The sequence below is a fragment of the Lysinibacillus parviboronicapiens genome (assembly GCF_003049575.1).
Lineage (GTDB): Bacteria > Bacillota > Bacilli > Bacillales_A > Planococcaceae > Lysinibacillus > Lysinibacillus parviboronicapiens.
This window is the reverse complement of the sequence record NZ_PYWI01000017.1, coordinates 70,445-82,272: the sequence shown is the minus strand read 5'-3', so window position 1 is coordinate 82,272 and position 11,828 is coordinate 70,445. Positions and strand designations below refer to the sequence as shown.

General features: G+C 41.3%; 9 protein-coding genes. 3 read left to right on the top strand and 6 right to left on the bottom strand.

Annotation, left to right across the window (positions count from 1 at the left end; all coding sequences use genetic code 11):
- Window positions 1–53 precede the first annotated feature (53 nt).
- From preA to C9J35_RS14995, 5 genes are all read right to left on the bottom strand, one after another.
- The gene (gene preA / locus C9J35_RS15010) at window positions 54–1,316 is read right to left on the bottom strand and encodes an NAD-dependent dihydropyrimidine dehydrogenase subunit PreA (protein WP_107925143.1); all 1,263 of its coding nucleotides are present in this window, start codon (window positions 1,314–1,316) and stop codon (window positions 54–56) included.
- Between the two features lie 205 nt (window positions 1,317–1,521).
- On the bottom strand, window positions 1,522–2,874 hold the full coding sequence (locus C9J35_RS15005; protein ID WP_107925142.1) for an NAD(P)-dependent oxidoreductase: 1,353 nt from the start codon (window positions 2,872–2,874) through the stop codon (window positions 1,522–1,524).
- Window positions 2,875–3,024: 150 nt separating this feature from the next.
- On the bottom strand, window positions 3,025–4,428 hold the full coding sequence (hydA, locus tag C9J35_RS15000) for a dihydropyrimidinase (RefSeq protein WP_107925141.1): 1,404 nt from the start codon (window positions 4,426–4,428) through the stop codon (window positions 3,025–3,027).
- Window positions 4,429–4,657: 229 nt separating this feature from the next.
- Window positions 4,658–4,804 (bottom strand): hypothetical protein, encoded by a 147-nt coding sequence (locus C9J35_RS23650; protein WP_167395977.1) that lies wholly within the window; start codon window positions 4,802–4,804, stop codon window positions 4,658–4,660.
- A gap of 67 nt (window positions 4,805–4,871) precedes the next feature.
- On the bottom strand, window positions 4,872–6,116 hold the full coding sequence (locus C9J35_RS14995) for a Zn-dependent hydrolase (protein WP_054768055.1): 1,245 nt from the start codon (window positions 6,114–6,116) through the stop codon (window positions 4,872–4,874).
- Between the two features lie 153 nt (window positions 6,117–6,269).
- Here C9J35_RS14995 and C9J35_RS14990 point away from each other — a divergent pair, with 153 nt between their 5' ends.
- From C9J35_RS14990 to C9J35_RS14980, 3 genes are all read left to right on the top strand, one after another.
- Entirely contained in the window at window positions 6,270–7,439 is a 1,170-nt protein-coding gene (locus C9J35_RS14990; RefSeq protein ID WP_107925140.1) for a PucR family transcriptional regulator, read from the top strand.
- A 245-nt stretch (window positions 7,440–7,684) separates the two neighbouring features.
- Complete coding sequence (locus C9J35_RS14985) at window positions 7,685–9,046, top strand: aspartate aminotransferase family protein (RefSeq protein WP_107925139.1); 1,362 nt, start codon at window positions 7,685–7,687, stop codon at window positions 9,044–9,046.
- A gap of 38 nt (window positions 9,047–9,084) precedes the next feature.
- Window positions 9,085–10,605: a CoA-acylating methylmalonate-semialdehyde dehydrogenase gene (locus C9J35_RS14980; protein WP_107925138.1), complete on the top strand. Its 1,521-nt coding sequence runs from the start codon at window positions 9,085–9,087 to the stop codon at window positions 10,603–10,605.
- 144 nt (window positions 10,606–10,749) lie between these two features.
- Here C9J35_RS14980 and C9J35_RS14975 read toward each other — a convergent pair whose 3' ends face one another.
- Complete coding sequence (locus C9J35_RS14975; protein WP_054768054.1) at window positions 10,750–11,082, bottom strand: DUF378 domain-containing protein; 333 nt, start codon at window positions 11,080–11,082, stop codon at window positions 10,750–10,752.
- Between the last annotated feature and the right edge of the window lie 746 nt (window positions 11,083–11,828).

Sequence of the window (11,828 nt, the reverse complement as noted above, 5' to 3'; positions counted from 1 at the left end):
CATTGGCAAAATGAAAGTGGCCTTTCAGTACATACCTAAACAACGGGATTTCTTTATCGAGAGAGACTACCGATAAGCGACTGGCGTTCATTCCAAGTCATTGGCGCAATAGCAGATTTTCTTTCAACCATTGTAATGGCGCCATCTACAGGGCACACAATGGAGCATAAATTACAGCCAACACAATCCTCTTCACGCACCTTTAGCATCGGACGATCACTCTCTGAATACAAGTCAATACATTGATGCGACGTATCTTCACAAGCGATATGGCACTTATTACAGTTAATGCATACATCATTATTAATTTCAGCAACGATTTTGTAATTTAAGTCTAAGTTGCCCCAGTCAGAATAACGCAGGACAGAGCGACCCACTAGATCCATCGCCGCGGCAATCCCTTTATCATCTAAATAATTATTGAGACCATCAATCATGTCCTCTACAATACTAAATCCGTGGTGCATCGCCGCTGTACACACTTGAACTCCAGTTGCACCCATCAGCATAAACTCTGCAGCATCTTGCCAGTTGGAAATACCCCCGATGCCAGATATAGGCACATCGATTAATGGATTTCTAGCACATTCTGCCACCATGTTGAGCGCAATCGGTTTAACAGCAGGGCCGCAATAACCGCCATGTGCTCCCTTTCCGGCAACATGAGGCACTGTGTTCCACGTATCTAAATCAACGCCGGCTAAGCTATTAATTGTATTAATCATACTGATAGCATCGGCTCCGCCTCTAGTCGCCGCTTCAGCTGTGACCGTAATATCTGTGATATTCGGTGTTAGCTTAACAATGACTGGCGTACGTGCAACCTCTTTCACCCAATGCGTTTGCTTTTCAACCAATTCAGGGACTTGACCAGAGGCAGAGCCCATTCCTCGTTCTGCCATCCCATGTGGACAACCAAAGTTAAGCTCAAGACCATCAACCCCCACATCTTCTACTCGTTTTACGATTTCATGCCACTTTTCTTGCTTTGGCTCTACCATTAATGACGCAATAATCGCATGATTAGGAAACCTTTTTTTCGTGTCATAAATTTCTTTTAAATTAACTTCTAACGGCCGATCTGTAATCAGTTCAATATTATTAAAACCCGCTACTCTTTGTCCGTTATAGCTAACTGCGGCAAAACGTGATGAAACATTCAAAATCGGTTCACCCAATGTCTTCCATACAGCGCCGCCCCATCCCGCTTCAAATGCACGTTGCACTTGATAGCCTGAATTCGTTGGCGGTGCTGAAGCGAGCCAAAATGGGTTTGGTGATTTTATGCCCGCTAAGTCAATGCGCAAATCTGCCATGTCGCTTCCCCCCTATCAAAATCGCCCCAGCGAATTTGGCATCCAGACTTTGGATCGAGTGAACACGCTACACTCTTGACCAAAATCAATGGTATCCGCCGGACACTATCACTACATTCAGCGAACATTCTACATCCGCTGTGCAAAACTCGAAACGATCATTCTCTTATCACGTATAGAAGTGTAAACCTTCTGCTACATGCAGTTATGCAATCTCGCTAGGCTTTCGCAAACGCTCATGTATCCTGTAGGCTGCATCTTTTCCTTGCTGAACAGCTGTAACAACCATCGCCTCGCCTTGTCCATTTCCGAAGACGACATCTCCACATGCAAACACTTTGCTATGGGACGTTTGCATTGTCGTTTCATCAATATCGACTACACCATTGGTATGCTTTAACTTAAAGGCTTCAATCAATGATACAAAGCGGGTCTGACCAATAGCTTTAATGACCGCATCCACTTCAATTATAAAATTGGAACCTTCAATTTCTTCTGGTCTTTGACGACCATCAGCACCTGCCTCACCTAATTTCATCTTGATGCATTCAATCGCTACTACTTCACCAGCATCATTACCAATAATTTTTTTGGGCGCAGTCAGCCACTTAAACTCCACACCATCCTGTTTGGCAAATTCAAATTCGAAGTGGTAAGCTGTCATTTCATTTCGTGTTCTTCTGTAAAGAATTTTCACATTATCTGCACCTAAACGAACAGCACATGTCGCACCATCAATTGCCGTATTTCCCGCGCCAATGACCGCTACTCGTTTGCCTACAAAATCGGTTGAAAGCGGGCCGATTTTTGTTTGCCTTACAAACTCAATGGCATCATGGACACCCACTAAATCTTCACCTTCAATACCAACTTTCGGCACAGCGCCCATACCAATCGCCAAAATGACACTGTCATATTGTTGTAAAATTTCATCCGCCGAGATATCTACACCTACTGTTGTATTCGTTTTAATGTCCACGCCAAGCTTGACAATTTGCTCGACTTCCCAATCTACAACCTCGTTTGGCAGGCGGAACGACACGATGCCATAATTCCCTAAACCACCCGCTTTCGACTCGGCTTCATAAACTGTGACATCATAACCAAATCGGCTAAGCTCGCGCGCAGCAGATAACCCAGCAGGTCCCGCGCCAATAATGGCTACCTTTTGTCCATTGCTTTGTCCTTTTGTAAATAGCTCAACATTCGACTCCATCGCCCAGTCGGTTGCATAGCGCTGTAAGTGGCCGATTTTTATTGGTTTTGTCGAGGAATTTAACACACATGCCCCTTCACATAACTCTTCTGTCGGACATACTCGCGCACAGCTTGCACCAATCGGATTTGCCTCAAGAATCGTTGTGGCCGAACCTTTCATATTGCCTGAAGCAATTTTCTTAATGAAATTTGGGATTTGAATGCTAGTCGGGCAAGCTGTAATACATGGTGCATCGTAGCAATATAAGCAGCGGTTTGCCTCTTCTATCGCTTCATTTTTTGTCATCCTGCTTGTCAATTCAACAAAATTTCGGTCAAGCTGTGAAGTCATTGAAACCATTTCCACATCCCCCTCATGTGTTCACTTTTCCTAACACGATTGTTTGTGCTCTCCAGACAGAAACAATCGGACATCCACGAATAAAAGATGAATGATGCCTTGGTATAATTGCGTCACGCTTTTGGTACAATTAATATTTGCTGAAAGAAGTTAAATTTTTATCGTTTCTGCAGTAGCCGGTTTTAAACCCCGTTTTAAATATTGGCCACTACCTAATCCCCCTACGAATTCTTTATCCTTAATGACATACTCCCCGCGTACAAGTACACTGATAGGTTCTCCAGTAACTTCCCAGCCTTCATACGGGTTATAGTCCACATTCATATGATGTGTCTTAGCTGAAATTTCACGTTTTACCTGTGGATCAAAAATAACAATATCGGCGTCAGAATCGATGGCAATCGTGCCTTTTTGTGGGTATAAGCCGAAAATTTTTGCAGCACTTGTAGAAACCATATCGACAAATTCATTGATTGAAATTTTTCCAGTCGTCACGCCTTCTGAATATAAAATGCTGAATCGATCTTCGATAAACGGACCGCCATTTGGAATTTTAGAGAAATCATTTAAGCCCAATTGTTTCTTGCCATTGAAACTAAATGAACACTGATCCGAACCAATTGTTTGTAATTGTTTTGCTTTTAGCGCGTTCCATAAATGCTCTTGGTGGTATTTCGGACGAAGTGGTGGTGACCAAACATATTTTGCCCCTTCAAAACCTGGCTGTGCTAACGCAGATTGATCTAGTGTTAAATAAGGCGGACATGTTTCGCCATACACGTCATATCCTTTTTCACGTGCTGCAATAATTTCATCTACTGCCTCTTTACAAGTAACATGCACTACGTACAGCTTGGCACCTGCGATATGAGCCAGTTCAATTGCCCGTTTCGTCGCTTCGCCTTCCAATTCCACTGGGCGGGTAAGTGCATGATAGATTGGCTCTGTATGACCTGCTCGTTTCGCTTCTTCGACAAGTTCATCGATGACAGAGCCATTTTCACAGTGCACCATCACGACAGCACCTACATCTTTAGCGATTTTAAATGCTTTAAATAGCGTACGATCAGTCGCTTGGAATTCTTTTGCATAGGCCATGAACACCTTCACAGACGTAATGCCTTGCTGTTCTAGTAATACCGGTAATTCTGCTTCTGTCTCAGGTGTTAAATCCCCAATCATTAAATGGAAACCATAGTCGATTGCCGATTTGCCCTTTGCTTTTGCATGCCACTTTTCTACAGCTGTCGAAAGCTTTTCTTCACCGGCAGTTAAACAAAAATCCAAAATAGTTGTGGTGCCGCCGAATGCAGCGGCAATCGTACCAGACTTCCAATCATCATCCGTCACTGTATTGTTAAATGGCATATCTAAATGTGTATGGGGATCAATACCTCCAGGCATTACATACTTGCCAGTAGCATCCACTATCTCTGCATCTAAAACCGTTAAATCTTTACCAATTTGCACAATTTTCCCGTTCTCAATGAAAATATCTGCCTCATACACATCTGAAGCAGTTGCAATTAGTCCACCTTTAATAATTTTTTTCATACTCCCCCACACCCTTCATCTCAAATTAATAGCTAAATGAATCCATTTTATAAGTCCCTTCATGTCAATAAACGCGAATATTATTAAAGAAAATCAAGTAATTATTCCTCTCACACAGTTATAATGCGCTACAGCTGGACGCTTTCTGTGGGCAAGCACCGAGCTACTTTCTTAAATTACGTTCGGTCCAGCGTCTCGGTTTGCTTGCTTTCCCGCTCGAGTCGCCATCTTACACGCCTATCAAGAATGTTCGTGTTTCTTTAAATGCCAACGTGAAAAAGCGACGCATTGTCATGAAACCTTTACTGCTAGAAGTGTGAATTGCGTTGATTGCACGGCTACTTCCACCGATAATCGGAAAGCACTGATAGAGCATCTATCAACGCTCATGGCCCGTTGGTGTTGGCGCTATCATGAATGGGCTTTCCATAACTAACGGCATATTAATGTAATGTGTAAGTCACACCCATGCTGAACTTTGTTTGCAGTGTCAAAACTGTCTCCAATAAGACATCAGCACCCTTCGCACAGTCCTCAAATGGCGTCTCTTCTTCTTCACAATGGCTTTTCCCATTAATACTCGGTACGAAAATCATTGCTGAAGGAATGATACTAGCCATATACTGGGCATCATGGCCAGCCCCACTAAACATTCGCTGAGAACTATAGCCGAAGCCCTGACATGATTTTTCCACTTCAGCGCAAATCAATGCATCAAAAAACACAGTATCTCTCCCCCATCGTTTAGCTGGCTGAACATGGCAACCTTGTTGTTCGTTCGGGAGACCCTTTAGTACTTGTTCTACTTTCTGCATCACCTCTGGACTCTGATGACGTGAATCTATCGTAAACGTTACTTTATTCGGTATAACGGTATGAATATTAGGTGATACATGCATTCGCCCAAACGTGTACACCAGTGTTTCATCGATTTTACCAAGCTGTTCATGTAAATAGGTAATGATTGTGGATGCTACAATCATGGGATCTTTACGCATCGACATCGGTGTTGTCCCAGCATGATTTGATTCTCCAGTAATTGTTATTTCATAACAAACCATGCCTAAAACGCCTTCCACCACACCAATCTCCAGTTGCTGTGCAGCTAATACGGGCCCTTGCTCAATATGCAGTTCTATATAAGCAAGTGCTTCATGCAAACGGTTTTCTTTTTCCCCCTCATAACCACTTTCTTGCAGTGCCTGTTTAAACGTCATGCCGTTTTTATCGACAGACTGTAGCATTGTGTCCTTGTCAAATTTGCTAGCAATCACACCTGAACTCATCATCGCTGGGTCAAATCTTGCGCCTTCTTCATTCGTAAAATTAACAATCATTAATGGCACATCTAGTTCTATATCATTTTCCTTCAACGTTCTAATTGCTTCTAATGCTGTTAAAACACCTAAAACACCATCAAATTTTCCGCCTTTTTCAACCGAATCTAAATGGGATCCCATAACAATTGGCGGAACATCCTTTTTCCCTGGTAGAATGGCATAGATATTTGCCATATCATCTATCGTAATTTTCATACCCAATTCCTCACAACACTTACAAAAATAGTCTCTCGCTAATAGGTCCTCGTTTGAAAGAGACAAACGCGTAACGCCCCCATTTGGCGTTGCTCCAAATTGACTAAATTGTTCAATTGACTCTTGCAATCGTCTACTATTACATTTATACATATGCAAGTCCTCTCTTTCACATTAGTAATTGAAGGTTCATTTATGTAAATTCTAAGATAGAAAAAAACGGTGAGCTATAGCTATAAACCTAAAAAAATATGTGCATCTGCACATTATATATGGTAAGTTATGTTCATATTAAGGGGGGGTTATATGGGGACGATTCGCAAAATTGTGGAGGGAGTTCAATTCCCTATGCTAACATTAGTAGCTGGTCATAGTGGTTTGTATCGTAGAGTTACAGGTATTAACGTAGTAGAGAGCATTGATTTAATCATGTTTTGCCGACCAAATGAATTAGTCGTAACGACAGGTATCAACCTATCACAACAGGACGACGCCTTGGAACAACTTGTTAAACTCGCCTTCGCTAAAAAAGTAGCGGGCTTTATTGTGAACACAGGTCCTTATATTCCGGACATTCCTGTATCGGTTATTACTTTTGCTAACGAGCATGATTTCCCACTTTTTCAAATGCCATGGAATTGTCGTGTAGCCGATCTATTAAAAACAACCTTTCAATTTATCGCCACGCATCAGCAAGAGCATTCTGTTGAAGAAAAAATTCTTTATAACTTACTTTTTCACTACAAACAGCACTCAAATGCTATGAAAGAAAATCTACTCCAACTCGGATTTCTACAAGGTCGAGAGCTAGCCATCATTACTTGTACAACCGTTGGCGGACAATCTAGCATTGACCGATATGAGGTCATGATACAGTTCGCATTTCAACATAGATATAAGCGCTTCTTGAAACTGAAGTATAAAAATCACCTCATTTTTTTAATCGATCGAGCACAAATCAATACACCAATTATCCCCTTCTCAAAAATTGTTGAAGAAATATACGACAAAATTTCACAGAAAAATGGTGATTTAGATATCATCATTGGCAAAGGAAATTATTATAAAGAACTTGAAAATGTTCGTAAAAGCTATGAAGAATCTTTAACGGTTATCCAATTAGCACAGCTGCACAACAATCGCTTCTTATACAAATATAAAGAAATTGGCGCCTATAAAATTATTATGGCTGTACAAAATCAGACGTTAATCAAATCATTTAGCCAAGATATACTCGGGCAACTTTACCAATACGATGATCTACACAATACAGATTATGTACCGTTTCTACGCATTTTCCTTGAGGAAAATGGCAGCACGAGTAAAATTAGTGAACGACAATTTATTCATCGCAACACAGTTCTTTATAAAATTAAAAAAATTGAAACGCTGTTAGATATGGATTTAAGTAATCCATTTACAAAAACAAATCTCTATATTGCCTTTTTAATAGAAGATGTTTTAGCGCATAAATAACTGAAACTTGTCGATATGTGCATTTGCACAATTTAATATATCAGAATCTTCGGTCAATAGATATCTCTTCTAAAGCTCCTCCTGTATTCATATAAAGTACCAATGGAGTTGTCTTTAGAAGTAATATTTGAGATACCTCTATCTATACCAAAAGTAAAGCAGCCTACTCAGGACAATCTAGTACTCAACAGTCGTAATAGATTGCTTGCCTAAGTTGCTTCAGTTAAAAGGAGAGATGATCGACAATGACGAATTTAACAAGTCAAAATTGGCAAGTAAAAGATGAACAGTATGTTTGGCACTCGATGAAACCCTACAATCCCAATGCAACTATGATTGTCCAAAAATCAAAGGGTGCTTGGATTACGGACACAACAGGCAAGCGATACCTAGACGCGATGTCTGGATTATGGTGTGTCAATGTTGGCTATGGACGAGAGGAAATCGCCAAGGTTGCTTACGAGCAATTACTTGAGAATACCTATACACCATTATCTGTCGGTCACATCCCTGCCGTCCAATTAAGCGAAAAAATTAGCGAGCTTTTAGGGGATGATTATGTCGTATTTTTTTCCAATAGTGGCTCCGAAGCAAATGAGGCTGCATTTAAGATTGCCCGTCAATATCACCAACAACAAGGCAATGTAAATCGCACAAAGTTTATATCTCGCTATCGTGCCTATCATGGTAGCTCAATGGGCGCATTAGCCGCAACGGGACAAGCACAGCGCAAATACAAATACGAACCATTGGCACCTGGGTTCATCCATGTCACACCGCCGGATACCTATCGTGCCAATGAAGATCATATTGAAGATCCTGTGGCTCTGCCATCTGTACAGGCCATCGATCATGTAATGACCTGGGAAATGTCCGATACCATTGCAGCGGTTATTATGGAACCAATTATTACTGGTGGCGGTGTGATTATGCCACATGAAAATTACTTACAGGGAGTTAAAGCTGTATGTGAAAAACATGGGGCTCTTCTAATCGTTGATGAAGTAATTTGTGGCTTTGGTCGTACAGGCAAAGCATTTGGTTTCCAAAACTATGGCATACAGCCCGATATTGTCACAATGGCAAAAGGTTTAACGAGTGCCTATATGCCACTCTCTGCAACAGCTGTGCGCCGAGAAATTTACGAGGCATTTGCGGGTAGCGAAGAATATGATTTCTTCCGCCACGTCAACACATTTGGTGGTTCGCCAGCAGCCTGTGCGGTTGCCTTAAAAAATATCGAAATTATGGAGCGGGAAAATTTATTTGCTCGCTCTGAGGAGCTCGGTACTGTGCTACTCTCTGAATTGCAAGAGCACTTAAAAAATCACCCAAATGTTGGTGATATTCGTGGAAAAGGTCTACTTATTGGCGTAGAGCTTGTAAGCGACAAAAACACTAAGGCCCCACTCGACGTAACTGAGGTTAATAAAGTGATTGGCTTATGTAAAGACCAAGGTTTACTTATCGGAAAAAATGGCGTTACCGTAGCCGGTTTTAATAATATTTTGACACTGTCGCCACCGCTGATCATCACCTTGGATGAGAAAGATTTCATTGTAGAAAAATTCACAAATGCCTTAAAAGCCCTTCAACAACAGTCCTAATCTTTTTGAAAATAGTAGAAATAAGGAGGAATAAATTAATGGTAACGAATACAGAAGTAAAAGAATTGGGTCATTTTATTAATGGCAAGGTCGTTCCGGGAAAGAGTGGCAAATTCTCAGATGTCTTTAATCCAAGTGCAGGCTCCGTCATTGCCCGTGTACCACTTGCTACAAAACAAGAGGTACTGCTTGCCATCGAAACGGCGAAAAAAGCATTTCCAGCTTGGCGTGCACTGTCTGTTGGCAAACGAGCTGAAATTGTCTTGAAATTCCGTCAACTACTTACCGAGCGTATGGATGAATTGATTGAACTGATATGTACAGAAAGTGGTAAAACCAAGGAGGATGCTAAGGGCGAAATCACACGAGGCTTAGAATCTGTTGACTTGGCAATCAATGCCCCACATCTATTAAAAGGAGAATATTCGGTAAACGTTGGCGGCCATATCAATGCTTACTCTACGAAAGTACCACTTGGTGTTGTAGCAGCGATTTCGCCATTCAACTTCCCTGTTATGGTGCCACTTGCTATTACAAGTATGGCGGTTGCGGTCGGAAATGCTGTTATTTTAAAACCATCTGAACGCGTTCCTTGTTCCGCTCTATTTTTATCAGAACTTTGGCAAGAAGCTGGTTTACCAGATGGCATTTGGACTGTGATTAATGGCGATAAAGACACAGTCAATGAGCTGTTAACAAACCCTTCCATTGAAGCGATTTCGTTTGTCGGCTCAACACCAGTGGCAGACCATATCTATGCAACTGGTTCAAAGTACGGCAAACGGGTCACGGCATTAGGTGGTGGTAAAAACAATATGATTGTGATGCCTGACGCTGATTTAGAACAAGCAGCAAACGCATTTTTAGGCGCAGCCTATGGAGCAGCTTCTCAACGTTGTATGGCTATTTCAACGGTTATACCGGTTGGCGAAGACACAGCGAACCAGCTTGTGAAAATATTAACCACTAAAATCGCCAAATTAAAAGTCGGACCCTACACAGATGACGAGGTTGATTTTGGACCTGTTATCACACAACAATCTAAGGACGCCATTATTGGTTTTATCGACCGTAGCCTAGACGAAGGGGCTACATTAGTTTGCGATGGTCGACATCCAGAGATCGCGGAAAATTCAAAAGGTTTCTATTTAGGGCCTACCTTATTAGACAACGTGAAACCAGGTATGGAAATTTACGAACAAGAGGTCTTTGGTCCAGCTCGCAATGTGGTGCGTGTAGAAACATTAGAAGAAGCCATTCAATTAATCAACGAACATGAATTAGGAAATGGTGTCACGATTTTCACGAATAACGGTGCTGCAGCACGTAAATTCACAACCGAAATCGAGGTCGGGATGGTCGGTGTAAATGTGCCGATTCCGATTCCAGTCGGTTATTATAACTTTGGTGGTTGGAAGCGTTCAAAATTTGGCGAAGGCCATATGTTTGGTCCTGACCAAGTCCGCTTCTTCACGAAAACCAAAACAATCTCAGAGAAATGGTTTGAAGAACATAGTACCTCCACATCCTCATTTGCTTTTCCAAGTAATCATGACTAAGCACACAACAATACACTAACAAGCATTAAAGCCGTCTCAGTTACGCGAGACGGCTACTTTTGTATAAAGTAAAACGGATGAACTTAGAGCACCGTCGAAATGACGGTTAGAGCCGCCGAAGATTGGGGCTTCTATTTAGCTCAATTATTTCTTCTTAGAAGCACCATTTTTTTTCTCCGTTTTTGGCACTTCCGTGAAATCCGCTTCTTCTCCAGCTTCCATGCTGTAATTTGGATTACTGTAATTACGCGTATTTGTATCTGTAATCACGTCATCCTCTTCATCTAATCGTTTCATAAGAATCGGTATAGAGATCAGTCCGGCTATCCCAACAAGAGCATAAACCCATCTCGACAATACCGCAGTTTGCCCACCAAATAAATAAGCGACTAAATCAAATCTGAAAAATCCGATAAGTCCCCAGTTTATCGCACCTATAATTACTAAAACTAAGGCAATCCTATATAAAACGCCCATCGTGTAACACCTCCTTCATCTTTTTAAATACGTCGCTCATGAAAAGCCACGCCGCCCTTACTCGCAACAAAGTAAGATTAAAACACGTCAGTTCAAGTAAGTCATTTTCAACGCTTGTCATCCTTACAGCTCATAAAGACCTGAATTATTGACAAACATCACAAAAGAACACTTGTTATGACGCATTCGTATTTTTTGCAGTAACCGTTTTTTTATACGAGTCCAATCGGCGATAAAATATGAACGGCACATGCATACGGAGCAAGGAAATATGCCAAAAAGACTGACCATCATGACGGTATTAAAAAGTAAGCGCCAAAAATACACAACTATTCCCAGTGTGTATTATTTGGCGCTAATGTAGAAATATCGAATTAACAACAATAACTGTATTTTAACGGTCTTTTTTAAAGAGTATCAAACGTCTGAAAGATTTTTTCCAGGACATTACTAGCGTAATATCTGCTAAGGCTAGTTTTTTACTTTTTACGGATTTTATGCCCCAATAATCTTTGTCGGCTATCGCTTAATTTCACTGTCGCCGTTAATAGATCATGTTCGTCTATTGTAATATTCATGACGTCCTTATTACGGATTGGATAATAAAATCTCCAGTGATGAGTTGGAGAGCACCCTTCCGACCAGGCTTCTATGTCCTCATAATCAAATATTATATAATTCGATTTCCATCACATAGATTGGACTGTTATACCAACCATTATCAAAGGACTCATGTTCCTGGTGTT

Excerpts from the sequence above, each read along its gene's own strand:
- preA (WP_107925143.1), bottom strand. The coding sequence starts at position 1,316 with ATGGCAGATTTGCGCATTGACTTAGCGGGCATAAAATCACCAAACCCA.
- C9J35_RS15005 (WP_107925142.1), bottom strand. The coding sequence starts at position 2,874 with ATGGTTTCAATGACTTCACAGCTTGACCGAAATTTTGTTGAATTGACA.
- hydA (WP_107925141.1), bottom strand. The coding sequence starts at position 4,428 with ATGAAAAAAATTATTAAAGGTGGACTAATTGCAACTGCTTCAGATGTG.
- C9J35_RS23650 (WP_167395977.1), bottom strand. The coding sequence starts at position 4,804 with ATGCTCTATCAGTGCTTTCCGATTATCGGTGGAAGTAGCCGTGCAATC.
- C9J35_RS14995 (WP_054768055.1), bottom strand. The coding sequence starts at position 6,116 with ATGTATAAATGTAATAGTAGACGATTGCAAGAGTCAATTGAACAATTT.
- C9J35_RS14990 (WP_107925140.1), top strand. The coding sequence starts at position 6,270 with ATGGGGACGATTCGCAAAATTGTGGAGGGAGTTCAATTCCCTATGCTA.
- C9J35_RS14985 (WP_107925139.1), top strand. The coding sequence starts at position 7,685 with ATGACGAATTTAACAAGTCAAAATTGGCAAGTAAAAGATGAACAGTAT.
- C9J35_RS14980 (WP_107925138.1), top strand. The coding sequence starts at position 9,085 with ATGGTAACGAATACAGAAGTAAAAGAATTGGGTCATTTTATTAATGGC.
- C9J35_RS14975 (WP_054768054.1), bottom strand. The coding sequence starts at position 11,082 with ATGGGCGTTTTATATAGGATTGCCTTAGTTTTAGTAATTATAGGTGCG.